The following is a 24774-nucleotide window of genomic DNA, read 5'->3' as shown; positions in this document are numbered from 1 at the left end:
ACCGGCACAAAGGTGTGCGAGGGGGAGTGCTTTGTTGCGAAGCGTGGGGCAGAAGCGGGTGACCGGACGTGGCGGGGAAGACCCGAGGGTGACGGGACTGCGGACGGCCGTCTCCCGGCTCCGCCGTGAACTGGCCGGACATCCCGTGGACTTCCCGGACCGGGGTATCGCCGAGGACGAGCTCGCGGCGCTGGACGCCATGGCGGTCAGCGGCGCCCCGGAGACTCCCCGGCTGCGCCGCTCACTGCTGCTGATCGCGGGGGCGATCGGCTCGGTCAGCGCCCTGGCCCCCGGGCTCAGGGACGTACGGAACGCGGTGGACCTCTTCGGGGAGCCACCGCGCCGCTGAACCGCTCCCGGGGGAGGCAGGGTCAGCGGCGGATCAGACGGCGTGCCGTCGCCGCCGCGACCGCCGAGGTGCGCGAGTCCACGCCCAGCTTGGCGTAGATGTGCACCAGATGGGACTTCACCGTCGCCTGGCTGAGGAACAGCCGCTTGCTGACCTGCTGGTTGGAGAGCCCTTCGCCCACGAGCTGGAGAACCTCCAGCTCACGCTTGGTGAGGGCCTCCGACGGCGTCCGCATCCGGTCCATCAGCCGGTGCGCGACCGCGGGGGCGAGCGCCGAGCGGCCGGCGGCCGCCGTGCGCACCGCCGCCGCCAGTTCCTCCGGTGGCGCGTCCTTCAGCAGATAGCCGCTCGCGCCCGCCTCCACGGCGGCCAGGATGTCCGCGTCGGAGTCGTACGTGGTGAGGATCAGCACCCGGGGCGCGCCGGGCGATCCGGTGATCGCGGCCGTCGCCTGTGAGCCGTGCATCCCCGCACCGAACTGCAGATCCATCAGGACCACGTCGAAGGCACCCGTCGCGGCGAGGGCCACGGCCTCCTCGGCGGTCGCCGCCTCGGCCGCGACCCGGAAGTCCGGCTCGGTGTCGAGCACGGCACGCAGCCCCGCCCGCACCACCGGATGGTCGTCGGCGAGCAGCAGACGGATCGGCGTACTCATGCGGCGTCCTCCGTGGAGTGCGGGAGCGGAAGAGGAAGAGGCAGCGTCACCGCGACCGCTGTGCCCTGGCCGGGGGCGGACTCGACGCTCAGGGTGCCGCCCAGCGAACGGGCCCGGGACCGCATCGCGGGCAGCCCGAAGCCGCCGTCACCGGAGGCCGGCGCGGATACGGCGCCCGGCTCGAAGCCTCGGCCGTCGTCCACCACGTCCAGGGACACCGAGGTGTCCATGAAGCTGAGCGTCATCTCCACCCGGTCCGCTCCGGCGTGCTGCACCGCGTTGGCCAGCGCCGACTGCGCGGTACGGAGCAACGCCACCTCGTAGGGCGTGGGCAGCTCCACCGGGGTGCCGCTCACCGCGAACTGCACGATGAGGCCGGGGGACCCGGTGCGGCCGCGGAGGCGTTCCAGGGCTGCGGCCAGCGAGCCGTGCTCCAGGTCGGGCGGGCTCAGGGCGCGTACGAAACGGCGGGCCTCGGCCAGGTTGTCCTGGGCCGCCTCGCGCGCCTGACGGACGTGGGCCGTGGCCGTCCCCTCGGCGGGCAGCGAGCGCTCGGCCGCGCGCAGGAGCAGCTGGATGCTGGACAGGCCCTGTGCCAGGGTGTCGTGGATCTCCCGGGCCAGCCGTTCCCGTTCGGCGAGGGTTCCCGCCGTGCGCTCCGCGACGGCCAGCTCCTCCCGCGTCGCGACCAGTTCCTCGATCAGCTCGCGACGCCGTTCGCTCTCCCGGAACAGCGCTTCGTAACCGAGCACCGTCGCGACGGCGACGGCCGCACCGAGCAGCGGACCGATGAACGTGCCAGGCGTCGTCTCCTGGCCGTGCAGTACGAAACTCGTGATCGCAGCGAGCGCGGTCACCGCCACGGCGGGCAGGGCCCAGCGCACCGGGAGGAGGTGCAGCTGGAGAAAGTAGAGGGGGAACGCCACCCACAGAGCGTTCGGCGAGAGCACGAGCAGCGCCAGCCAGACCGCGCCGAGCACCGTCAGCCAGAGGGCCGCGGCGCGGCTTCGCGGCTGCACGGCCGGGGCCAGGACGCCTGCCGCGTACACGGCTGCCATCAGGCAGGTCACCACCACGACGGCGGTGGCGTGCGGGGCGTCGTCACTGGCCGCGCGCAGCGCGACGAGGCCCAGCAGCCCGGCGAGCAAGCCGTGCAGGCAGAGGCGCAGTGCGGCGGTGACCGGCATATGCGAACGCGAATCCATGGTCCGTCCAGCGTAGACGCGCGGGTCCGGCGGGCAGTCAATCGAAAGGTTGATGTTCGGCCCTTCCCCCGCGCGATGTCCGTGCGGGTCCGCGACGTGAGGCTGGAGTCATGTTCGTCGCATGGAGAGATCTGGCATTCGCCAAGGGGCGGTTCGCGCTCATGGGCACCGTCGTCGTACTGATCACGCTGCTCGTCGGCCTGCTGTCCGGGCTCACGGCCGGCCTGGCCAGGGAGAACACCTCGGCCGTCACCGGGCTGGACGCCGACCGTCTGGCCTTCGCAGCCCCACCCGACGGCCGCTCCGTGTCCTTCACCGATTCGGCCGTCCAGGAACGCGCCTGGCGCACCTGGGCCGAGCGGCCCGGTGTCGCCGAGGCCCGGCCGCTCGGCATCCGGACGGTGAACGCCGCCACGCTCGCGGGCGGGCGGACCGCCGCGGTCTCCGCCTTCGGCGTCGAGCCGGACGGCGGACTCGGACCCGAAGGCGTACGTCCGGGCGCGGGAAAGGCGGTGCTGTCGGAGAAGGCCGCGGATGACCTGGGAGTGGCGACCGGTGACCAGGTACGGCTCGGCGGCGTCGAGCTGAGCGTCGCCGCCGTCGCCGGAGACGCCTCGTACAGCCATACGCCGGTCGTGTGGACCTCCCTCGCCGACTGGCAGCGGCTCGGTGACCAGGGCGGCCGTACGGAGCAGCGGGCCACGGTCATCGCCCTGCGCACCACCGGTGAGGTGGACGTCGCGGCAGGCGACAGGGCGGCCGGCACCAGCTCGCACACCGTCGCGGAATCCCTCACCGCGATCGGCTCCTACCAGGCCGAGAACGGCTCGCTCCAGCTGATGCGCGGCTTCCTCTTCGCCATCTCCGCCCTCGTCATCGGTGCCTTCTTCACCGTGTGGACGATCCAGCGCTCCGGTGACGTCGCCGTACTCAAGGCGCTGGGTGCCTCCACGGCGTATCTGCTGCGCGACGCTCTGGGCCAGGCCGTGGCCGTGCTCGTGATCGGTACGGGCCTGGGCGCCGCGCTCGCTACGGGCATCGGCGCGTTCATCGGCGGCGGCACGGTGCCGTTCGTCCTCGACCTGGCGACCGTGCTCGTACCGGCGGCCGTCATGACCGTCCTCGGGGCGCTCGGCGCGGCCCTGTCCATCAGGCGGATCACCGCCGTCGATCCGCTCACCGCGCTCGGGAGTGCCCGATGACCCTCACCCTTGTCGACGTCACCCTCACCTACCCCGACGGGGACGGCCGGCTCACCGCGCTCGACCAGGTCTCCCTGGACGTCCCCGGAGGTTCGCTCGCCGCCGTCGTCGGACCGTCCGGCTCCGGGAAGTCGAGCCTCCTCGCGGTGGCCGCCACGCTCGTCACCCCGGACAGCGGAAAGACCGTCGTGGCCGGTACGGAGACCGCGGGGCTCAGCGCCGCCGACAAGGCGGCCCTGCGCCGCGAGCACATCGGCATCGTCTTCCAGCAGCCCAACCTGCTGCCTTCCCTGACCGCCGCCGAGCAGCTCCAGGTGATGGCCCATCTGTCACGCGGGCCGGTGCGTCCGGCGCGGGCACGGGCCCTGGAGCTCCTGGACGCCGTGGGTCTCGCCGACAAGGCGGACCGCAGGCCGCACCAGCTGTCGGGCGGCCAGCGCCAGCGGGTCAACATCGCGCGGGCCCTGATGAACGAGCCCTCACTCCTGCTCGTCGACGAGCCGACGAGCGCACTCGATCACGAACGGGGCGCCGCGGTGCTGGATCTGCTGGCCACCCTCACCAGGGAGCGGTCGACGGCGACGGTGCTCGTCACGCACGACCGCGCCCACCTGGAGCGGATGGACCGGGTCGCCGTGATGCGCGACGGCCGCCTGACGTGAGAACGCCGCCGCGGGCCCGGCACCCGTCGGGCCCGCGGCGGCGACCGGAGGTCATGACGTTCAGTGGCCTGCGGCCTCAGCTCGTGGCGCCGCTGCTCGCCAGTGCCTCGGAGAGTTCCTTCGCGATCTGCTGGAGGATCGGCACGATCCGCTCCGTCGCCGCCTCCGTCACCCGGCCCGCCGGGCCCGAGATCGAGATCGCCGCAGAGGTGGGGGAGTTGGGCACGGAGACCGCCAGGCAGCGGACCCCGATCTCCTGCTCGTTGTCGTCGACCGCGTAACCGGCCCTGCGTACCAGGTCGAGCGCGTCGAGGAAGCCGTCCGGGGTGGTGATGGTCTTCTCGGTCGCCGCCGGCATTCCCGTACGGGCGAGCAGGGCCCGCACCTCGTCGGCCGGGGTGTTCGCCAGGAGGGCCTTGCCCACGCCCGTGGAGTGGGGGAGGACCCGGCGCCCCACCTCGGTGAACATGCGCATCGAGTGCTTCGAGGGGACCTGGGCGACGTACACGATCTCGTCGCCGTCCAGCAGGGCCATGTTCGCCGTCTCGCCGGTCTCCTCGACCAGGCGCTGGAGGTACGGGCGGGCCCAGGTGCCGAGCAGCCGGGACGCGGACTCGCCGAGGCGGATCAGCCGGGGGCCGAGCGCGTAGCGGCGGTTGGGCTGCTGGCGGACGTAGCCGCACACGACCAGGGTGCGCATCAGCCGGTGGATGGTGGGCAGGGGCAGTCCGCTGCTCGCGGAGAGCTCACTCAGCCCGACCTCGCCCCCGGCGTCCGCCATCCGTTCCAGCAGATCGAAGGCGCGTTCAAGGGACTGCACACCGCCGCTGGGGCCGGCGGGCTTGGAGTCGGATGTGCTGGCGTGGGACGGCGGCACGTCAACGGTCCTTTCGATGCGGAACAGCAAGGCGCCAGCCTACCGGGCGGTTCCCGATCGGCCCACTGTTCCCGGAGGGCGTCCTTGCCGGTCAGGGGCTGTTTTGTCCAGGTGCCGCAGGTCGGCGCAGCACGCACCCGGGGCCCTTCCTGGTCCATGCTACATTCCGCGCTGCGGAATTAGGCTTTTACTTCGTGGAAACATCTAGTTCCCCTCACGGGTGGTCGACTTGCCGCCGGGCGAGCAGAGTGAAGGTCTTGACGAGGGCGGCTCCCCGATGAAGACTCCTTCAACAGTTCGTTGAAACAACAGTTCGTTGAAACCTTCGAGTTTCGTTTCCACCACGAAGTGAGGAGCACGGGTGTCCGGTGCGGAAGTGAAGCTGGTACTGCGCTCGACGCGCGTCGTCACCCCTGAGGGCACGCGCCCAGCGACGGTCGCCGTCGCCGACGGGACGATCGCCGCCGTCCTTCCGTACGACACCGAGGTGCCCCACGGCGCCCGCCTGGAGGACTTCGGCGACGACGTCCTGATGCCCGGCCTCGTCGACACCCACGTGCATGTGAACGACCCCGGCCGCACCGAGTGGGAAGGCTTCTCCACCGCCACCCGGGCAGCCGCCGCCGGCGGCATCACCACCCTCCTCGACATGCCGCTCAACTCCCTCCCGCCGACCACCACCGTGGACCACCTGCGCACCAAGCAGCGGGTGGCCGCCCCCAAGGTGCACGTCGACACGGGCTTCTGGGGCGGCGCGATCCCCACCAACACGAAGGACCTGCGCCCGCTGTACGAGGCCGGGGTCTTCGGCTTCAAGTGCTTCCTGTCCCCCTCGGGCGTCGAGGAGTTCCCGGAGCTCGACCAGGATCAGCTGGCCCGCACCATGGCCGAGATCTCGGACCTCGGCGGCCTCCTGATCGTGCATGCCGAGGACCCGCACCACCTGGAGGCGGCCCCGCAGCGAGGCGGTCCCGCGTACGCCGACTTCCTCGCCTCCCGTCCCCGCGACGCGGAGAACACCGCGATCGCCGGCCTCATCGCGCACGCCAGGCGACTGAACGCCCGCGTCCACGTGCTCCACCTGTCGTCCAGCGACGCGCTGGAGCCGATCGCCGCCGCGAAGCGCGAGGGCGTCCGCGTCACCGTCGAGTCCTGCCCGCACTTCCTCACCCTCACCGCCGAGGAGGTCCCTGACAGGGCGACGGAGTTCAAGTGCTGCCCGCCCATCCGGGAGGCCGCCAACCAGGACGCTCTGTGGCAGGGACTCGCCGACGGCACGATCGACTGCGTCGTCTCCGACCACTCGCCCTGCACCACCGACCTCAAGACGCCGGACTTCGCCTCCGCGTGGGGCGGCATCTCCTCCCTCCAGCTCGGCCTCCCCGCCATCTGGACCGAGGCCCGCAGGCGCGGCCACACCCTCGACGACGTGGTGCGCTGGATGTCCGCCGCCCCCGCCGAACTGGCGGGACTGGACCGCAAGGGCGCCATCGAGGCAGGCCGCGACGCCGACTTCGCCGTCCTCGACCCCGACGGCACCTTCACCGTCGACCCCGCCGAGCTCTTCCACCGCAACCAGGTCACCGCCTACGCGGGCAGGACCCTGCACGGCGTCGTGAAGTCCACCTGGCTGCGCGGCGTACGGATCGCGGACCGGGGAGTCCTCGCCGGACCCACCGGCCGCCTGCTCGAAAGGAACTTCTGACCATGACGGCGATCCCGCACTTCACCGGTGACGCGAGCCCGTACGGCGGTGGCGACCCGTACGCCGACTACCGCACCGCGGACTTCCCCTTCACCCAGCTCGTCGATCTCGCCGACCGCCGTCTCGGCGCGGGAGTGATCGCCGCCAACGACGAGTTCTTCGCCGAGCGCGAGAACCTGCTCAAGCACGGACCCGCCGTCTTCGACCCCGAGCGCTTCGGCCACAAGGGCAAGATCATGGACGGCTGGGAGACCCGCCGGCGCCGCGGCGTGAGCGCCGCGCAGCCGCACCCCACCGACGAGGACCACGACTGGGCGCTCGTCCGGCTCGGGGCGCCCGGCGTCGTACGCGGTCTGGTCGTGGACACCGCGCACTTCCGGGGGAACTACCCGCAGGCGGTCTCCGTCCAGGCGGTCTCCCTGCCCGGCTCCCCTTCGCCCGAGGAACTGCTCGCCCCTGACGTGAAGTGGACAACCCTCGTCCCCCGCACGGCCGTTGGCGGTCACGCTGCCAACGGGTTCCTCGTCGAGGCCGAACAGCGCTTCACCCACCTGCGGGTCAACCAGCACCCGGACGGCGGGATAGCCCGGCTCCGGGTGTACGGGGAAGTGGCGCCCGACCCCGTCTGGCTCGCCGCACTCGGCACCTTCGACCTGGCGGCCCTGGAGAACGGCACCCAGGTCGAGGACGCCTCCGACCGCTTCTACTCCCCGGCCACGAACACCATCCAGCCCGGCCGCTCCCACAAGATGGACGACGGCTGGGAGACCCGGCGCCGGCGCGACCGGGGCAACGACTGGATCCGCTACCGGCTGGCCGCGCAGTCGCGCATCGGTGCCGTGGAGATCGACACCGCCTACCTCAAGGGCAACTCGGCGGGCTGGGCGACGCTCTCGGTCCGGGACGGGGACACCGGCGAGTGGGCCGAAGTCCTGCTCCGGACCCGGCTGCAGCCCGACACCAACCACCGTTTCGTCCTGCCGGAGCCGGTCGTCGGTACCCACGTCCGGATCGACATCTTCCCGGACGGCGGAATCTCCAGGCTGCGGCTCTTCGGCTCGCTGACCGAGGACGGGGCGGCGGCGCTCGCCGCACGCCACCGCGAACTGGGAGGCTGAGCGGGCGCGGTACGTCCGGCGTGTCCTGGCAGGTGCCGTTTTGTCCTCGATGACCGAACGGGCTTGAATGGGAGATCCGCCGGACGTACCGACCAGGAGTCGCCATGATCTTCATCGCCGTCAAGTTCACCGTGCGCAGCGCCGAGCGGGACAACTGGCTCCCTGCCGTCGACGAGTTCACCCTGGCCACCCGCATGGAACCGGGCAACCTCTTCTTCGAGTGGTCGTACAGCGTCGAGAACCCGGACCAGTTCGTCCTGCTCGAAGCCTTCGCCTCGCCGGAGGCGGGCGAGGCGCATGTGAAGTCCGCGCACTTCGCGGCGGCGATGGACACGATGTCCGAGCTGGTCTCCGAGATTCCGGAGATCATCAACGTCGAGGTGCCGGGGGAGAGCTGGGGCCGCATGGCCGAGGTCACGCCCCGCAACCGCTGACGCGTCCGCGCCGGACCCGCCGCGCAACGGCTGACGCGTCCGCGCCGGACCCGCCGCGCAACGGCTGACGCGTCCGCGCCGGACCCGCCGCGCAACGGCTGACGCGTCCGCGCCGGACCCCGCCCCGGTCGCGGGGCGGGGGTCAGAACTCCTCGTGCGTCTCCGGATCGCCGCCGAAGCGGCGCTCGCGGCCCGGCGCGATCCGCGTGAGCTCGTCCGGCGCCAGCTCGAACCCGAACAGGTCGAGGTTCTCGCGCTGCCGCCCCGCGTCGGCCGACTTGGGGATCGGCACCGCGCCGACCTGGACGTGCCAGCGCAGCACCACCTGGCCGGTGGTCACCCCGTGCGCCTCGGCGGCCGCCACGACACCCGGGGCCGCCAGCACCTCGCGGCCCCGGGCCAGCGGGCTCCAGCTCTCCGTCACGATGCCCTTCGCGCGGTGCACCGCCCGCAACTCCTCCTGGGGCAGCAGCGGATGCATCTCGATCTGGTTCACGGCCGGCACCACTCCCGTCTCCTGCTGGAGATGATCGAGGTGGGCCGCCGTGAAGTTGGAGACTCCGATGGAGCGGACGAGCCCCTCCTCACGGAGCTTGATCAGCGCCCTCCAGGTCTCCAGGTACTTGCCGACCTGCGGCAGCGGCCAGTGGATCAGATACAGATCGACGTAGTCGAGCCCGAGATTGCTCCGGGACTCCTCGAACGACGCGAGCGTCTCCTCGTAACCGTGATGCCGCCCCGGCACCTTCGTCGTGACGAAGACGTCTTCGCGCGGCACACCGCTCCGGGCGATCCCGCGCCCGGTGCCCGTCTCGTTGCCGTAGTTCAGGGCGGTGTCGACGAGCCGGTAGCCGAGGCCGAGCGCCCCGGCCACCGCCTTCTCGGCTTCGGCGTCGTCCAGCGGCCAGGTGCCGAGACCGACCGCGGGGACCGTGCGGCCGTCGTTGAGGGTGTGTGCCGGAATCCCGGACATGATCTCCCTTTCCGTTCGCGTGGCTACCCGGCCAGCGTAGGACGGACCACCGGTCGGGGCAGGCCGGGAACTGCCCGCCCCGCCCCGCCCGGCGGCCAGGGCCCCGGGGTTACGCGGCGTGGCCGCCGTCCACCACCACCTCCGTACCGGTGATGTACGCCGCGTCCTCGCTCGCGAGGTATGCGATCAGGGAGGCGACCTCGTCCGCCGTGCCGAACCGGTCCAGCGTGGTGGCCGCCCGCTGGCCCGCCGCGAACGGACCGCCGGCCGGGTTGAGGTCGGTGTCGACCGGGCCGGGCTGGATCAGGTTCACCGTGATGCCCCGCGGGCCGAGCTCACGCGCGAGCGGCTTGGTGAGACCCGCGAGGGCGGACTTGCTCATCGTGTAGAGCGTCGCGCCGGGCCCGCCCGTGTGCCTGCTCAGGGCCGTACCGACCGAGATGATGCGGCCGCCGTCGCTCATCCGGCCCGCCGCGGCACGGCAGGCGAGGAACACCGCCCGCACGTTCACGGCGAGGGTTCGGTCGATGTCGGCGTCCGTGAGCGAGGTGATGGGCCCGAGGATGCCGATCCCGGCGTTGTTGACGAGGATGTCGAGCCCGCCGAGGGCGTCGGCGGCGGCGTTCACGGCCGCTGCGGGCGATGCCGCGTCCGAGGCGTCGGCGCGCAGGGCGACGGCCCGGCGGCCGTAGCCCTCGATCTTCCGGACGACGGCCTGGGCAGCCGCCTCGTCCCGCACGTAGGTCAGCGCCACGTCGGCGCCGTCCTGCGCCAGCCGGATGGCGGTGGCGGCGCCGATGCCCCGGCTGCCGCCGGTGACGAGTGCGGTCCTGTTGCTGCTGCTGGTCATGTCGGATTCCCTGCCGCTCGGTGAGCGCCGCCGTACCGGCGACAAGAACCAGGAAAGTCCTCGCGGGCCATGGATACCGGCGGGAAACGGACGCCCACTGTGCGCGTGGGCGACGGGGAGTCCGGCTTCCCCCACCGGCACGGGAGTCCGCTCGTGAACGACGCCGGCTTCCTCGACGGCCCACTCCGAGTGACGTGGCCGGCCGGCCGGTTCATGAGGGCCGGCGCGCCGGGACCGCTGCCCACCGGGCGCCACACCGTCCGTCCCGGCGGCCGGATCCGGCCGGTGAGACGGGTGTTCCCGCAGACCGCACCCGCCGGTACGGTGATCGTTCAGCGTGCGAGCCGGTGAGGTCTCCACACATTGATTCCGCTGTGGAGAACAAGGAGCACCAGGTGTCCGCCGTTGCCGTGCCCGCCCTGGCGCCCCCGCGCCGCGCTTGGGTCACCGATCTGCCCGTGCTGGTCGTCGCCGCCGTCTGGGGGTCGAGCTATCTCGCGGCCAAGGGCATCACGACGACCCACACCGTCGTCGCCGTGCTCGTCCTGCGGTTCGCGATAGTGCTACCCGTCCTCGTGGCCGCCGGGTGGCGCAGGCTCCGGGCGCTGAGCGCGGCGCAGTGGCGCGGCGCCGGTCTCCTCGGGCTCGTCCTCAGCGGGATCTTTCTGCTGGAGACGTACGGCGTGGTCCACACCTCGGCCACCAACGCCGGGCTCATCATCAGCCTCACGATGATCTTCACGCCGCTCGCGGAGGCCGCCGTGACGAGGATCAGGCCCCCCAGGGCCTTCCTCGCGGCAGCCGGCCTCTCGGTCGCGGGAGTGCTCCTCCTCACCCAGGGGGGCGGCTTCACCAGCCCCTCGACGGGGGATGTCCTCATGCTCCTCGCCGCCGTCGCCCGTACCGTCCACGTCCTGCTGATGGCCCGGATCAAGTCGGTGCAGGAAGCGGACTCGCTGTCGCTGACCACGGTCCAGCTGGGCGGCGCCGTCGCCGTCTTCGCCGTTCTCGCGGCCCTGCCCGGAACCGGCGCGGCACCGTGGACCGTCGCCGCCGACTTCGGCGTCCGCGAGTGGGCCGGGCTGGTGTTCCTCTCCGTCTTCTGCACGCTCTTCGCCTTCTTCGTGCAGATGTGGTCCGTACGCCGCACCTCACCGTCCCGGGTCAGCCTGCTGCTCGGTACGGAACCGCTGTGGGCGGCGGCCGTGGGCATCTCGATCGGCGGTGAGCGGCTCGGCGTGCTCGCGGTGGTGGGAGCCGGGCTGGTGCTGGCCGGCACGGCATGGGGGCGTCGCAGCGCGGACAGAGCCGCCGCCACCCCCTGAGGGCTGTCCCGTAACCCCTGGCGGGCGCACGACGACAGCTACGGCACCTCGCCGCGTTGTCGGAACGCCCGAATACATCCGGTACGCGGACGTCCCTCCGCCTTGTGATGCACCGCATCTGGCGCCGCGCGCTGATCCACCAGGGATTACGGGACAGCCCTCAAGGGACCGCACCCCTCACTCCTTGATCGAGTCGGCCGCGACCATCACCGCGACACCCGTCACGACCAGCACGGCGTGGGCGAACGTCTGGTTCTCGCTGAGGAAGTCGATCCGCCGCACCACCGCCCAGAGCCGGAACCACCCCGTCCATTCGTGCAGCAGTCCGGCCACGCCCTGAACGAAGACGATGAAGCCCACCGACTCGACCAATTTCTTCATGCGCCGAGCCTCGCCCGTGCGCTTCGGGGCCCGCGTCGGCCACCGGTCTGCGAGGCCGCGCCGAAAGTCTCCAAGCCGTACGACTTCGGTCTCTCCTCCACGCCGGAAGCCCGTTCCCGGCCTCCTGGCTGCGTAGCTTTGTCGATATGACGCGAACGGAGTACCGCCGGCTCCTGCCCTCGGCGACGGCCGGCCCCGAGCTGCCCGGCGACCGGGGCAGGGCGCGCCGGACGCTGCGGGACCAGGCGGTCGACATCACCGCCTTCCTCTGCGCCGCGGGTGTCGGGATGCTCGCCATCGGCACGATCGAGGCGGACTCGACGACACCGGACGCGGTCGTCCTCGCCGACGCACTGATCGGGACCGCGGCCTGCTGTGCGCTGTGGGTCCGCAGACGGTGGCCCGTCCCGCTCGCCGTGATCCTCACGCTCGTCGGCATCGTCGAACCCGTCGCCGCAGGCGCCCTGCTGATCGCGCTGTTCAGCCTGGCCGTGCACCGGCCGTTCCGGCCGGTCGCTCTCGTCGGCGCCGGCGCCCTGGCCGTCGCGCCGCTGCAACCGTGGCTGCGCCCCGACCCGGGTCTCTCGTTCATCGCCTCCACCCTCATCGGCGTCCTGCTCATCCTGCTGGTCCTCAGCTGGGGCATGATCGTGCGCTCCGGACGCCAGCTCGTGATCACGCTGCGCGAACGGGCCCACCGCGCCGAGGCCGAGGCGGAGCTCCGTGCCGAACAGGCCCAGCGACTGGCCCGCGAGGCCATCGCGCGCGAGATGCACGACGTACTCGCCCACCGGCTGACGCTCCTCAGCGTCCACGCGGGCGCCCTGGAGTTCCGCCCCGACGCGCCACCGGCCGAGGTCGCCAGGGCCGCCGGAGTGATCAGGGACAGCGCCCGCGAGGCGCTCCAGGACCTCCGCGAGATCATCGGCGTCCTGCGCGCCCCCGGGGAGGGCGACGAGAGCGACCGGCCGCAGCCCACCCTCCTGAGCCTGGACGCCCTGGTTGCCGAGTCCCGTCTCGCCGGCATGAAGGTCACCCTCGACAACCGCGTCGCCGACCCGGCCTCCGCCCCGGCCGCCCTCGGCCGCACCGTCTACCGCATCGCCCAGGAGTGCCTCACCAACGCCCGTAAACACGCGCCCGGCACGGAGGTCTCCCTCACCCTGACCGGCGGCCCCGGTGAGGGGCTCGCCGTCGAGGCCCGCAACCCCGCCCCCACGGAACCCTTCGAGCGGGTCCCCGGCTCGGGCCAGGGCCTCATCGGCCTCACCGAACGGGCCACCCTCGCCGGTGGTCACCTCGGCCACGGCCCGGAACCCGACGGCGGGTTCGGCGTCCGGGCCTGGCTACCGTGGGCCGCATGACTACCCCGACGCCCCCGGTGGCGCGACCGGTCCGGCTGCTCATCGTCGACGACGACCCGCTCGTACGGGCCGGGCTCACCCTGATGCTCGGCGGGGCCGAGGCCATCGACATCGTCGGGGAGGGTGCGGACGGCAGCGAGGTCGTGGAACTCGTCGACCGGCTGCACCCCGACGTCGTGCTGATGGACATCCGGATGCCCGTCATGGACGGGCTCACCGCGACCGAGGCCGTACGGCGGCGCCCGAACGCCCCCGAAGTCGTCGTCCTCACCACCTTCCACGCCGACGAGCAGGTGCTCCGGGCGATCCGCGCCGGAGCCGCAGGCTTTGTCCTGAAAGACACGCCTCCCGCTCAGATCATGGACTCCGTTCTCCGTGTCGCCGCCGGTGACCCCGTGCTCTCGCCGGCCGTCACCCGCCGGCTCATGGTCCGCGCCGCGGGCGGCGCCCCGGACGACCGGGCGGGCCGCACGGACCGGGCGCGGCAACGGTTCGCCGGACTCGCCGACCGTGAACAGGCGGTGGCACTCGCGGTCGGAGGGGGTGCTTCCAACGCGGAGATCGCCGGTGCGCTCTACCTCAGCGTGGCGACCGTGAAGACACACGTCTCCCGCATCCTGGCCAAGCTCGGGCTCAACAACCGTGTCCAGATCGCACTGTTGATCCACGACGCAGGGCTGCTCGACGAGGACTCGGCCGACGGCGGCGGCATACGCTGAACGGATCGGACCGGAAGGGGGCCGGCCATGACCATGGTCGATCTGAGGGAAGCGCACGACTTCACGGCGAACCCGTATCCGTACTACGCGAAGCTGCGCGCGGAGGGCCCGGTGCACACGATCCGCACCGACGGCTTCGACCGTATCTGGCTGATCGTCGGCTACGAGGAGGCCAGGGCCGCCCTCGCGGACCAGCGCTTCAGCAAGAACTGGCGCACGGGCGGCAACTGGTCGGCCACTGCCGGCTCGATCAACGCGAACATGCTGGAGATGGACGCACCGCACCACACCAGGCTGCGCAAACTCGTCGCCCGTGAGTTCACCGCACGCCGGGTCGAGGCGCTGCGGCCGCGCGTCGAGCAGGTCACCGGTCAGCTGCTCGACGCGATGCTCCCCGCCGGGCGGGCCGACCTCGTGGACGCACTGGCCTTCCCGCTGCCCATGACGGTCATCTGCGAACTCATCGGAGTGCCGGACCTCGGCCGTGACGCCTTCCGGCTGATGTCCGGGAGCATCGTCGCGCCCTCCTCGGCCGAGCAGGAGGGCGAGGCGGTCCGCGCGATGGGCGCCTATCTCGTCGATCTGATCGAGGACAAGCGCCGTACACCCGGCCAGGACCTGATGAGCGCCCTCATCGAGGCACGCGACGACGGGGGCGACCGGCTGTCCCCCGACGAACTCGTCGGCATGGCTTTCCTGTTGCTCGTGGCGGGCCACGAGACGACCGTCAACCTCATCTCCAACGGTGTACGCGCACTCCTGGACCACCCGGACCAGCTCGCCCTGCTCCGGGCGGACCCGGGTCTCATCGACGGGGCGGTCGAGGAGATGCTCCGTTACGACGGTCCGGTGGAGACCGCGACCTTCCGCTTCACCCGGGAACCGGTCAGGATCGGCCCGACCCTCATTCCGGCGGGCGAGGCGGTGCTCGTCGCCCTGGCCTCCGCCGACCGCGACCCAGGCCGCTATCCGGAGCCCGACACCTTCGACATCCGCCGTGAGGCGAGGGGGCACCTGGCCTTCGGCCACGGCATCCACTTCTGCCTGGGCGCCCCGCTGGCCCGTATGGAGGGGCGGATCGCGATCCGGAGGCTGCTTGAGCGGTGCCCGGAACTCGCCCGTGACCCGCGGGGCGGCGAGCCCGACTGGCTGCCCGGCCTGCTGATGAGAGGGGTCAGACGGTTGCCGGTGATCTGGTGAGGTAGGACCCTGTCATGAGCGAACTCGATCTCCGGACGGCACAGAAGGTCCTCGACAGCCAGCCGTTCAGTGTCCTCGTGGGTGCCCGCATCACGGCGTTCGGGGACGGCGGCGCGACCCTCGGCATCGATGCCCGGCCCGAACTCCGGCAGCAGAACGGCTTCCTGCACGGCGGAGTGCTGGCCTACGCTGCCGACAACGCGATCACCTTCGCCGCAGGCACCACCCTCGGCCCCGCCGTGCTGACCGGCGGGTTCTCCATCCAGTACGTCCGTCCGGCCACCGGCCACACGCTGACCGCCCGTGCCACCGTCGTGCACTCCGGCCGCCGCCAGGCCGTGGTCCGCTGCGACCTGTTCACCGTCGGGGACGACGGCGAGCAGAACCTCTGCGCCGTCGCGCAGGGAACCGTACTGTCCGCCAAGCAGCCCTGAAGGGACCCGCGTTGACCGCCGAACCGCTCGTCGACACCGTCGACCTCGCCGCGCTGGGCGAGGCCTTCACCCGTGACCCCTACCCCGTCTACGCGGAACTGCGCGCGCTCGGCCCCGTCCACCGGGTCCTGATCCCGGAGGGCACGCCCGCCTGGCTCGTCGTCGGATACGAGGCGGGCCGCGAACTGCTCGCCGACCAGCGGCTGTCCAAGGAATGGCGCCGTGCCTCGCCCACACTGGGCGTCAGCAAGGTGTCGTCCGGGACCTCCATGCTCAGCTCGGACGCTCCTGCGCACACCCGGCTGCGCAAGCTGGTGACCCGGGAGTTCACCCCGCGCAGGATGGAACAACTCGCTCCGCGTATCCAGGCGTTGACCGACGAGCTGCTCGACACCATGCTCGCGGGGCCCGGCCGCGGCACCGACCTGGTGGAGGCCCTGTCCTTCCCGTTACCGATGTCCGTGATCTGTGAACTCCTCGGCGTGCCGTTCCTGGACCGGCAGGCGTTCCGTCAGTGGTCCAACACCGCGGTGTCCTCCCTCGACGCCGAGGAACGCCTGTCGGCGACCGCGTCGATGACCGCCTACATCGCCGAGCTCATCGAACGCAAGCGCGCCGATCCGGGCGACGACCTGATGAGCGCGCTGATCCACACGTCCGATGACGACGGCGACCGGCTCTCCGGTGACGAGCTGATCGGCATGGCCTGGCTGCTCCTGGTCGCGGGCCACGAGACGACCGTCAACCTCATCTCCAACGGCGTGCTCGCACTGCTCGGCCACCCGGATCAGCTGGCCGCACTGCGGGCGGACTTCGGGCTGATCGACAACGCGGTGGAGGAGACCCTGCGCTACGAGGGTCCGGTCGAGACCCCCACCTACCGTTTCACCACGGAACCGCTCGACGTGGGCGGCACGGTGATTCCGGGCGGGGGCGAGCTGGTGCTCGTCGCCATGGCGGACGCCAACCGCGACCCCGCCCGCTACGAGGACCCCGACCGCTTCGACATCACGCGGGACGCGCGGGGCCACGTCGCCTTCGGCCACGGCATCCACTACTGCCTGGGCGCACCGCTGGCCCGGATCGAGGCGCGGATCGCTATCAGGTCGCTCCTCGAACGCTGCCCTGAGCTACGGCTCGACGCGGACGCGGCGAAGCTGCGCTGGCGTACGGGAATGCTGATCCGGGGCCCGCTGAGCCTGCCGGTGAGGTGGTGACCGTGCTGTCCTGAGCAAGGGTCCCGGGTCCGTTCAGCCGCCCGGGACCTCGCTCAGATCCACCGGCCGGCGCTCGCGCCGCGACCACTCGCACGCCTCCGCGATCCGCAACGCGTGCAGCGCCTCACGTCCGTCGCACGGATTCGCCAGCTCGCCCCGGACGACCCGGACGAACGCGTCGAGCTCCGCCTCGTAAGCCGGGGCGAACCGCTCCAGGAAGCCGGGCCACGGCTTCGGCGGCGCTCCGGGGCCCTGCGGCTCCGTCGACGTGAGAGGCGTCCGGTCGTCGAGCCCCACCGCGATCTGGTCCAGCTCGCCGGCCAGCTCCATGCGTACGTCGTACCCGGCGCCGTTGCACCGGGTCGCCGTCGCCGTCACCAGCGTCCCGTCGTCCAGGGTCAGCAGCGCGGCCGCCGTGTCCACGTCGCCCGCCTCGCGGAACATCGCGGGTCCGGCGTCCGACCCCGTCGCGTACACCTGCGTCACCTCGCGGCCCGTCACCCACCGGACCATGTCGAAGTCATGGACCAGACAGTCCCGGTAGAGGCCCCCCGAGAGCGGGAGATAGGCGGCGGGCGGCGGCGCCGGGTCCGAGGTGGCCGCGCGCACCGTGTGCAGCCGGCCGAGGCGCCCTTCGCGTACGGCCGCGCGCGCCGCGCCGTATCCGGCGTCGAAGCGCCGCATGAAACCCAGCTGCAGGACCGTGCCCGCCGATTCGACCTCGGCGAGCGCGCGCAGTGTGCCCGGCAGGTCGATGGCGATCGGCTTCTCGCAGAAGGCCGGGAGTCCTGCCCCGGCGGCACGGGCGATGAGTTCGGCGTGGGCGGCGGTCGCCGACGTGATCACCAGGGCGTCCAGGGCGGGGCCGCCGGCGAAGAGCTCGTCCACCGACGCGGCGGTCGCACCGGTACGGGCGGCTGTCAGCGCGGCACGGTCCGGGTCGGCGTCGGCCACGACCAGGGAGTCGACGGAGGGGTGATGGCTGAGCACCTCCGCGTGGAAGCTGCCGATACGTCCCGTTCCGATCAGTCCGATGCGCATGGCCCCAAGGTGGCGTTCGCGCTGTCGTCATGTCAAGCGTTTGTCCTGACAAATGAACAGGCGTGAGCAGGCGGGCGAACGCGCGACCGGTCGGGGCGCCTGGCCGGATCGAGCGCCCGTTCGGGACGGCATGGCTTTGTCAGGACAATCGAACTAGGCTCGTTCCGTGCCCACACAAGGAACCGACCGGCCGCTCCCGCTGAGCGTGGACCGCTCCAGCCCGGTGCCCCTCTACTTCCAGCTGTCGCAGCAGCTGGAGGCGGCCGTCGAGCAGGGCCGACTGGCCCCCGGGAGCCTCCTCGGCAACGAGATCGAGCTCGCGTCCCGCCTCGGCCTGTCCCGCCCCACGGTCCGCCAGGCGATCCAGTCGCTCGTGGACAAAGGGCTGATGGTCCGCCGCCGGGGCGTCGGGACGCAGGTCGTGCACAGCCAGGTCCGGCGCCCGCTCGAACTCAGCTCGCTCTACGACGACCTGGAGAAGGCGGGCCAGCGCCCCGCCACCCAGGTCCTGCGCAACACCGTCGAGCCGGCCACCGCCGAGGTCGCGGCCGCGCTCGGGGTCGCCGAGGGCAGCGAGGTCCACCTCGTCGAACGCCTGCGGTCCGCACACGACGAGCCCATGGCGCTGCTGCGCAACCACCTGCCCCCGGGGCTGCTCGGACTCGCGACCGAGGAGCTGGAGTCCACCGGGCTCTACCGGATGATGCGCGCCTGCGGCATCACCCTGCACAGCGCCCGGCAGTCCGTGGGCGCCCGGGCCGCCACGGCGGAGGAGGCGGCACGGCTCGCGGAGTCCGAAGGGGCGCCGCTGCTCACGATGCAGCGCACCACGTTCGACGACACCGGGCGGGCGGTCGAGTTCGGCTCGCACGTCTACCGGGCCTCCCGCTACTCGTTCGAGTTCCAGTTGCTCGTGCGCCCGTGAGGCCCGCTCCCACGGGCCGTCCGCGTAAGAATGTTCGGACAAACTCTTGACGGTGGCCCTTCAACGCCGCTAGAACTCCCCCAGCCGCACTTGGGCGGCCGGGAGACAAGGCGGGCCCACCATGCGCACCACTCGCACGGCAACAGTCCTGATCGCCCTGTGTGCCCTCACCCTCGCCGGGTGCAGCGGTTCCGGCGGGAAGGACTCCGAGGAGTCCGGCAGCGGCGGGGGAGGGGGCAAGGCCGTCTCCACCCCTCGCATGAAGATCGCGATGGTCACACACTCCGGGCAGGGCGACACCTTCTGGGACATCGTGCAGAGCGGCGCCGAACAGGCGGCGGCCAAGGACAACGTCGAGTTCCTGTATTCCGCCGACAAGGAGGGCAAGGAACAGGCCCAGCTCATCCAGGCCGCCATCGACCAGAAGGCCGACGGCATCATCGTCACCCTCGCCAAACCCGAAGCGGTCAAGGCCGTCGTGGCCAAAGCGGTCAGCGCCGGGATCCCCGTCGTCACGATCAACTCCGGCGCGCAGTTCTCCACCGAGGTCGGCGCGCTCAGCCACATCGGCCAGGACGAGTCGGTCGCGGGCGAGGCCGTCGGCGAGGAGCTCAACGACCGGGGCAGGAAGAAGGCGCTCTGTGTGATCCACGAACAGGGCAACGTCTCACTCGAGGAGCGCTGCGCCGGGGTGAAGAAGACCTTCGGCGGCCAGGTCGAGAACCTCAACGTCGAAGGCACCAACATGCCGGCCTCCACGTCGTCCATCGAGGCGAAGCTCCAGGCGGACAAGAGCATCGACGCGATCGTCACACTCGGCGCCCCGTTCGCCGCCGCGTCGGTCAAGGCCAAGGAGGGCTCCGGCTCCACGGCCGAGGTCGACACGTTCGACCTCAACGCGGAGGTGGTCAAGCGGCTCAAGGCCGAGGAGGTCGGCTTCGCCGTCGACCAGCAGCCCTACCTCCAGGGCTATCTCGCGGTCGACGAGATCTGGCTCAACCGGACCAACGGCAACGTCATCGGCGGCGGGAAGCCGGTGCTCACCGGGCCCGCGATCGTCACCGCGAAGGACGTACCGCAGCTGGAGAAATACACCGCGCGCGGCACCCGGTGACCGCCCCGCGCAGCACCGTGCCGCCGCTCCGCCGCGCCCCTGCCGGGCGAGGCGGACACCCCCTCGGGGATACTTGGGCAGCCGGGCCGGGAGTGCGCTCTCCCCGGCTCCACCAAGCAGCACAGCGAGCAGCACTAGAAGGGCACGGCGTCGTGGCAAGGGTTCGGACAGGGGTACGTGCGATGGGTGCCGTGCTGGCAGCGGTGCTCGGCGCATCCCTCGTGGGATGCAGCAGCACCGGCGGCAAGCGGGCGGAGGAGCGCGCGGCGCAGGCGGCCGAGGGCCGCTCCGCGGTGAACACACCGCGCTGGACCTTCGCGATGGTCACCCACTCCGGCGACGGCGACACCTTCTGGGACATCGTGCAGAGCGGTGCCAAGCAGGCCGCGGTCAAGGACAACATCAACTTCCTCTACTCGCACCACGACGAGGCGCAGCAGCAGGCCCAGCTCGTCCAGGCGGCCATCGACAAGAAGGTCGACGGGCTGATCGTCACGCTCGCCAAGCCGGACGCCATGAAGGCCGTCGTCGCCAAGGCCACCAAGGCCGGCATCCCGGTGATCACCGTCAACTCCGGCTCCGCGGAGTCCGAGGAGTTCGGCGCCCTCACCCACATCGGGCAGGACGAGTCCATCGCCGGTGAGGCCGTCGGCGACGAGCTCGACAAGAGGGACCGCAAGAAGGCGCTGTGCGTCCTGCACGAGCAGGGCAACGTCGGCCACGAGCAGCGCTGCGACGGGGCCAAGAAGTCCTTCGGCGGCACGATGCAGAACCTCTACGTCGACGGCACGAACATGCCCGACGTGCAGTCGTCCATCGAGGCGAAGCTCCAGGCGGACAAGAGCATCGACGCGGTCGTCACACTCGGCGCGCCGTTCGCCGACGCCGCCGTGAAGGCGAGGGAGTCGGCGGGCAGCGAGGCCGAGGTCGACACGTTCGACCTCAACGCCAAGGTCGCCACCGCGCTCAAGGCCGGCACGCTCGGCTTCGCCGTCGACCAGCAGCCCTACCTCCAGGGGTACGAGGCCGTCGACCTGCTGTGGCTCTACCGCTACAACCGCAACGTGCTCGGCGGCGGGCTGCCCGTCCTGACCGGACCGCAGATCATCACCGCCGACGACGCGCCCGAGCTCGCCGAGTACACGAAGCGGGGGACCCGATGACGGCGACCGGGCAGCCGGCGGCCCCCGCCCCGGGCGCCTCCGACGAGCGGCTGCTGCGCACCTCGCCGCTGCGCAGACTCCTCGGCCGCCCCGAGCTCGGCTCGGTCGTCGGCGCCGTGGCCGTCTTCCTCTTCTTCTCGGTCGTCGCCGACAGCTTCCTGCAGACCTCCAGCTTCGGCACGGTCCTGTACGCGGCCTCCACGATCGGAATCATGGCCGCGCCGGTGGCGCTCCTGATGATCGGCGGAGAGTTCGACCTCTCCGCCGGTGTGCTGGTGACCAGTTCGGCGCTGATCTCCTCGATGTTCAGCTACCAGATGACGGCCAACGTCTGGGTCGGCGTCTTCGTATCCCTGCTGGTCACCCTCGCCGTCGGCGCGTTCAACGGCTTCATGCTGACCCGCACCAAACTGCCGAGCTTCATCATCACGCTCGGCACGTTCCTGATGCTCACCGGTCTCAACCTCGGCTTCACCAAGCTGATCAGCGGCACCGTGTCGACGAAGTCCATCGGGGACATGGAGGGCTTCGAGTCGGCCCGCAAGGTCTTCGCCTCCCAGCTGACCATCGGCGGCATGGAGCTGAAGGTCACCATCCTGTGGTGGTTCGTGCTCGTCGCGATCGCCACCTGGATCCTGCTCCGCACCCGCTTCGGCAACTGGATCTTCGCGGTCGGTGGCGAGGCGGACGCGGCACGGGCGGTCGGCGTCCCCGTGATCCGTACGAAGATCGGGCTGTACCTCGGGGTGGCCTTCGCCGCCTGGGTCTCCGGCCAGCACCTGCTGTTCAGCTACGACGTGGTGCAGTCGGGCGAAGGCGTCGGCAACGAGCTGACGTACATCATCGCGGCGGTCATCGGCGGGTGTCTGATCACCGGCGGCTACGGCTCCGCGATCGGCTCGGCGGTCGGTGCCTTCATCTTCGGCATGACCAGCAAGGGCATCGTGTACGCGGAGTGGAACCCCGACTGGTTCAAGTTCTTCCTCGGAGCGATGCTGCTCCTGGCCACCCTGCTCAACGCATGGGTGCGCAAGCGCGCGGAGGCGACGAAATGACCGAGACCCCGGCCTCGGAACAGGCCTCGACCCAGGCACTCGTCGAACTGGACGACGTCAGCAAGTTCTACGGCAACATCAAGGCGCTCGAACACGTCTCGCTGGAGGTCCACGCGGGGGAGATCACCTGCGTGCTCGGCGACAACGGCGCCGGCAAGTCCACGCTGATCAAGATCATCGCCGGGCTGCACCGGCACGACGGCGGCACCTTCCTGATCGAGGGCGAGGAGACCACGCTCGCCAACCCGCGGGACGCCCTGGACCGGGGTATCGCCACGGTCTACCAGGACCTCGCCGTCGTACCCCTCATGCCGGTCTGGCGGAACTTCTTCCTCGGCTCGGAGCCGACGAAGGGCACGGGGCCGTTCAAGCGCCTCGACGTGCAGCTGATGCGTGAGACGACCCACGCGGCGCTGCTGCGCATGGGTATCGACCTGCGCGACGTCGACCAGCCGATCGGAACCCTGTCCGGCGGCGAGCGCCAGTGCGTGGCGATCGCCCGCGCCGTGCACTTCGGCGCCAAGGTCCTCGTCCTCGACGAGCCCACGGCGGCGCTCGGCGTCAAGCAGTCCGGCGTCGTGCTGAAGTACGTCGCGGCGGCCCGGGACGCCGGCCTCGGTGTGGTCCTGATCACGCACAACCCGCACCACGCCTACCTCGTGGGTGACCGGTTCGTCCTGCTCAAGCGCGGCGTCATGTCCGGCAGCCACACCCGGGACAGCATCTCCCTGGACGAGCTGACCAGGCAGATGGCGGGCGGCAGCGAACTGGAGGAACTGAGCCACGAACTGGCACGGGCCACCGGACCGGAATCGGGCACGACAGGGAGCTGAGGCCGAAACGGTGCCGTACGGACACCCGCACCCAATGGCAGAATCGACCCCGGCGGACACCGTCCGCCGCCGGCGGCACCACGCACCGGCCCCCCGACCGACGCAGGGACGATGAGCACGTACCGCGACTTCGCACACCGCGGCTCCGCCCGCGCCACCGTCCTGAAGACCGTCGGCACGCGCGAGCGGCGCTCGCACCTCACGGCGCCCCGGGTCCCGACCGTCGGTATCGACATCGGCGGTACGAAGGTCATGGCCGGAGTCGTCGACGCCGACGGCAACATCCTGGAACAGCTGCGCACCGAGACGCCCGACAAGTCCAAGAGCCCCAAGGTCGTCGAGGACACCATCGTCGAGCTGGTCCTCGACCTCTCCGACCGGCACGACGTCCACGCCGTCGGGATCGGCGCGGCCGGCTGGGTCGACGCCGACCGCTCCAAGGTCCTCTTCGCCCCGCACCTCGCCTGGCGCGACGAACCCCTGCGCGATGCCATCGCCTCCCGCCTCGTCGTCCCCGTCATGGTCGACAACGACGCGAACACGGCCGCCTGGGCGGAATGGCGCTTCGGCGCGGGCCGCGGCGAGGACCACCTCGTCATGATCACGCTCGGCACCGGCATCGGCGGCGCGATCCTGGAGGACGGGCAGGTCAAGCGCGGCAAGTACGGGGTCGCGGGTGAGTTCGGCCACATGCAGGTGGTGCCGGGCGGGCACCGCTGCCCGTGCGGGAACCGGGGCTGCTGGGAGCAGTACAGCTCCGGCAACGCCCTCGTCCGCGAGGCCAGGGAACTGGCCGCCGCGGACTCCCCGGTGGCCCACGGGCTCATCGAGCGGGTCAAGGGCAACGTCCCCGACATCACCGGGCCGCTGATCACCGAACTGGCCCGGGAGGGCGACGCGATGTGCGTCGAACTCCTCCAGGACATCGGCCAGTGGCTCGGCGTCGGCATCGCCAATCTCGCCGCAGCGCTCGACCCGTCCTGCTTCGTCATCGGGGGCGGCGTCAGCGCCGCCGACGACCTCCTGATCGGCCCCGCCCGGGACGCCTTCAAGCGGCACCTCACGGGCCGTGGCTACCGTCCCGAGGCCCGCATCGCCAAGGCGCAGCTCGGCCCCGAAGCGGGTATGGTCGGCGCCGCGGACCTGGCCCGCCTGGTCGCCCGCAGATTCCGTCGCGCAAACCGCCGCCGGGTCGAACGGTACGAGCGCTACGCGCAGATCTACGACCAGGCGGCGAACACGATCCGCAGCAGCACGCGGAGCACACGCACCCTCGACTGATCCGCGCCGCCCCGCACCCGGCCTTCCGCACTCCGAATCCGCAGCACCTGGGGACCTCCGCACATGACCGCAGCCGAGCACACCGTCGCGCCGCGCCAGACCTCGCCGTCCGGCGACGGTGACGGCCCGCCCCCGCAGGACCGTCGCCGGATGATCCGTCGCCGGCTGATCACGGCGATCACGATCGTGCTGCTCATCGGTATCCCGGCGGGCTATCTGGTGATCTCCGCCGGGCAGAGCCGCCGCTCCGGCAAGGACAAGGAGGCCGAGGCCGCCGCGCAGGGTCTGCGCGAGGACTGGCCCTCCGGAATGCAGCGCCGGATCTTCGAGATCCCGATCCCGGGCAACGCGTCGGGCGTCCAGTACTACGAGACCAACAACTGGAAAGCCAGCCGGATGTACGTGAAGTTCCGTACGACGTCCGCCGGCCTCGACCGCTTCCTGAGCAACATCGGTACGGGGCGGGCGGCCCTCAAGCCCGGCGCCGTCACTGTCGGCCCGCGGGACATAAAGATCACCGGCTGGTACTTCGGGCCCGGCGTCCACTGGGCCGGGGTGACCCACACCAACAAGGACCCCAGGCCCACCCAGAACATCACGGTCAACATGACCGATCCGGCCAGCCCTGTCGTCTATGTCGTATCCGCGGCGACCCCCTGATCCGGGACCGGCGGACCGCTCGCTAACCTGGA

The 24774-nt window shown here is 71.4% G+C and carries 26 protein-coding genes; 19 read left to right on the top strand and 7 right to left on the bottom strand.

The genetic code is table 11. The features are described 5' to 3' along the window. Positions 1-43 precede the first annotated feature (43 nt). Complete coding sequence (locus tag AB0C82_RS07655) at positions 44-349, top strand: DUF5955 family protein (protein ID WP_362837415.1); 306 nt, start codon at positions 44-46, stop codon at positions 347-349. Between the two features lie 22 nt (positions 350-371). On the opposite strand, the gene AB0C82_RS07650 is transcribed toward AB0C82_RS07655, so the two are convergent. Together AB0C82_RS07650 and AB0C82_RS07645 are read right to left on the bottom strand one after the other, a co-directional pair. Continuing rightward, on the bottom strand, positions 372-1004 hold the full coding sequence (locus AB0C82_RS07650) for a response regulator transcription factor (RefSeq protein ID WP_362837413.1): 633 nt from the start codon (positions 1002-1004) through the stop codon (positions 372-374). Next, a complete protein-coding gene (locus AB0C82_RS07645; RefSeq protein WP_362837411.1) occupies positions 1001-2209 on the bottom strand; it encodes a sensor histidine kinase in 1209 nt (402 codons plus the stop codon). Before AB0C82_RS07645 ends, AB0C82_RS07650 begins: the two co-directional genes overlap by 4 nt. A gap of 110 nt (positions 2210-2319) precedes the next feature. On the opposite strand from AB0C82_RS07645, the gene AB0C82_RS07640 reads away from it, so the two are divergent. Together AB0C82_RS07640 and AB0C82_RS07635 are read left to right on the top strand one after the other, a co-directional pair. After that, entirely contained in the window at positions 2320-3411 is a 1092-nt protein-coding gene (locus AB0C82_RS07640) for an ABC transporter permease (RefSeq protein ID WP_362837409.1), read from the top strand. Continuing rightward, on the top strand, positions 3408-4073 hold the full coding sequence (locus tag AB0C82_RS07635; RefSeq protein ID WP_362837407.1) for an ABC transporter ATP-binding protein: 666 nt from the start codon (positions 3408-3410) through the stop codon (positions 4071-4073). The genes AB0C82_RS07640 and AB0C82_RS07635 overlap by 4 nt, the downstream gene beginning before the upstream one ends. Before the next feature lie 76 nt (positions 4074-4149). Here the strand turns inward: AB0C82_RS07635 and AB0C82_RS07630 are convergent, their stop codons facing one another. Then, positions 4150-4950, bottom strand: coding sequence for an IclR family transcriptional regulator (locus tag AB0C82_RS07630; protein ID WP_362837405.1), 801 nt, complete (start codon positions 4948-4950; stop codon positions 4150-4152). 361 nt (positions 4951-5311) lie between these two features. On the opposite strand from AB0C82_RS07630, the gene allB reads away from it, so the two are divergent. The 3 genes from allB to AB0C82_RS07615 all read left to right on the top strand — a co-directional run bounded on the left by allB (position 5312) and on the right by AB0C82_RS07615 (position 8207). Beyond that, positions 5312-6655: an allantoinase AllB gene (gene allB / locus AB0C82_RS07625; protein ID WP_362837403.1), complete on the top strand. Its 1344-nt coding sequence runs from the start codon at positions 5312-5314 to the stop codon at positions 6653-6655. Between the two features lie 2 nt (positions 6656-6657). Then, positions 6658-7773, top strand: coding sequence for an allantoicase (alc, locus tag AB0C82_RS07620; RefSeq protein ID WP_362837401.1), 1116 nt, complete (start codon positions 6658-6660; stop codon positions 7771-7773). Between the two features lie 104 nt (positions 7774-7877). Further along, a complete protein-coding gene (locus tag AB0C82_RS07615) occupies positions 7878-8207 on the top strand; it encodes a putative quinol monooxygenase (RefSeq protein WP_362837399.1) in 330 nt (109 codons plus the stop codon). A gap of 142 nt (positions 8208-8349) precedes the next feature. Here AB0C82_RS07615 and AB0C82_RS07610 read toward each other — a convergent pair whose 3' ends face one another. Both AB0C82_RS07610 and AB0C82_RS07605 read right to left on the bottom strand, forming a co-directional pair. Further along, entirely contained in the window at positions 8350-9180 is an 831-nt protein-coding gene (locus AB0C82_RS07610; RefSeq protein ID WP_362837397.1) for an aldo/keto reductase, read from the bottom strand. A gap of 109 nt (positions 9181-9289) precedes the next feature. Then, positions 9290-10030 carry an SDR family oxidoreductase gene (locus AB0C82_RS07605; protein ID WP_362837395.1) on the bottom strand — a complete coding sequence of 247 codons (741 nt, stop codon included), beginning with the start codon at positions 10028-10030 and terminating at the stop codon, positions 9290-9292. A gap of 395 nt (positions 10031-10425) precedes the next feature. Between AB0C82_RS07605 and AB0C82_RS07600 the strand changes: the two genes are divergently transcribed. Then, positions 10426-11355, top strand: coding sequence for a DMT family transporter (locus tag AB0C82_RS07600; RefSeq protein ID WP_362837393.1), 930 nt, complete (start codon positions 10426-10428; stop codon positions 11353-11355). Between the two features lie 177 nt (positions 11356-11532). On the opposite strand, the gene AB0C82_RS07595 is transcribed toward AB0C82_RS07600, so the two are convergent. Further along, complete coding sequence (locus AB0C82_RS07595) at positions 11533-11736, bottom strand: hypothetical protein (protein ID WP_362837391.1); 204 nt, start codon at positions 11734-11736, stop codon at positions 11533-11535. Positions 11737-11882: 146 nt separating this feature from the next. Between AB0C82_RS07595 and AB0C82_RS07590 the strand changes: the two genes are divergently transcribed. Genes AB0C82_RS07590 through AB0C82_RS07570 form a run of 5 tightly spaced genes read left to right on the top strand, consistent with a single transcriptional unit; the run spans position 11883 to position 16670 of the window. Further along, the gene (locus AB0C82_RS07590) at positions 11883-13100 is read left to right on the top strand and encodes a histidine kinase (protein ID WP_362837389.1); all 1218 of its coding nucleotides are present in this window, start codon (positions 11883-11885) and stop codon (positions 13098-13100) included. Then, a complete protein-coding gene (locus AB0C82_RS07585; RefSeq protein WP_362837387.1) occupies positions 13097-13819 on the top strand; it encodes a response regulator transcription factor in 723 nt (240 codons plus the stop codon). Before AB0C82_RS07590 ends, AB0C82_RS07585 begins: the two co-directional genes overlap by 4 nt. A gap of 27 nt (positions 13820-13846) precedes the next feature. Further along, positions 13847-15019 (top strand): cytochrome P450, encoded by a 1173-nt coding sequence (locus tag AB0C82_RS07580; protein WP_362837385.1) that lies wholly within the window; start codon positions 13847-13849, stop codon positions 15017-15019. Between the two features lie 14 nt (positions 15020-15033). Continuing rightward, complete coding sequence (locus tag AB0C82_RS07575; protein WP_362837383.1) at positions 15034-15453, top strand: PaaI family thioesterase; 420 nt, start codon at positions 15034-15036, stop codon at positions 15451-15453. Positions 15454-15464: 11 nt separating this feature from the next. Then, entirely contained in the window at positions 15465-16670 is a 1206-nt protein-coding gene (locus AB0C82_RS07570) for a cytochrome P450 (protein ID WP_362837381.1), read from the top strand. 33 nt (positions 16671-16703) lie between these two features. On the opposite strand, the gene AB0C82_RS07565 is transcribed toward AB0C82_RS07570, so the two are convergent. Continuing rightward, on the bottom strand, positions 16704-17711 hold the full coding sequence (locus tag AB0C82_RS07565) for a Gfo/Idh/MocA family oxidoreductase (RefSeq protein WP_362837379.1): 1008 nt from the start codon (positions 17709-17711) through the stop codon (positions 16704-16706). A gap of 166 nt (positions 17712-17877) precedes the next feature. Between AB0C82_RS07565 and AB0C82_RS07560 the strand changes: the two genes are divergently transcribed. The 7 genes from AB0C82_RS07560 (at position 17878) to AB0C82_RS07530 (ending at position 24742) form a co-directional block, all read left to right on the top strand. Beyond that, positions 17878-18636, top strand: a complete 759-nt coding sequence (locus tag AB0C82_RS07560) for a GntR family transcriptional regulator (protein ID WP_362837377.1) — start codon at positions 17878-17880, stop codon at positions 18634-18636. 121 nt (positions 18637-18757) lie between these two features. Continuing rightward, positions 18758-19750, top strand: a complete 993-nt coding sequence (locus AB0C82_RS07555) for a sugar ABC transporter substrate-binding protein (protein WP_362837375.1) — start codon at positions 18758-18760, stop codon at positions 19748-19750. A 182-nt stretch (positions 19751-19932) separates the two neighbouring features. After that, positions 19933-20913: a sugar ABC transporter substrate-binding protein gene (locus AB0C82_RS07550; RefSeq protein ID WP_362837373.1), complete on the top strand. Its 981-nt coding sequence runs from the start codon at positions 19933-19935 to the stop codon at positions 20911-20913. Further along, entirely contained in the window at positions 20910-21968 is a 1059-nt protein-coding gene (locus AB0C82_RS07545; RefSeq protein WP_362837371.1) for an ABC transporter permease, read from the top strand. Before AB0C82_RS07550 ends, AB0C82_RS07545 begins: the two co-directional genes overlap by 4 nt. Continuing rightward, a complete protein-coding gene (locus AB0C82_RS07540) occupies positions 21965-22801 on the top strand; it encodes an ATP-binding cassette domain-containing protein (protein WP_362837369.1) in 837 nt (278 codons plus the stop codon). The genes AB0C82_RS07545 and AB0C82_RS07540 overlap by 4 nt, the downstream gene beginning before the upstream one ends. Positions 22802-22912: 111 nt before the next feature. After that, positions 22913-24082, top strand: a complete 1170-nt coding sequence (locus AB0C82_RS07535; RefSeq protein WP_362837367.1) for an ROK family glucokinase — start codon at positions 22913-22915, stop codon at positions 24080-24082. A 63-nt stretch (positions 24083-24145) separates the two neighbouring features. Further along, positions 24146-24742, top strand: coding sequence for a hypothetical protein (locus AB0C82_RS07530; RefSeq protein WP_362837365.1), 597 nt, complete (start codon positions 24146-24148; stop codon positions 24740-24742). The last annotated feature ends 32 nt before the right edge of the window (positions 24743-24774 follow it).

Source organism: Streptomyces sp. NPDC048560 (assembly GCF_040650955.1).
Taxonomy (GTDB): domain Bacteria; phylum Actinomycetota; class Actinomycetes; order Streptomycetales; family Streptomycetaceae; genus Streptomyces.
Note: the sequence above shows the minus strand (reverse complement) of the source record. Positions and strands in the feature narration are given on the sequence as shown.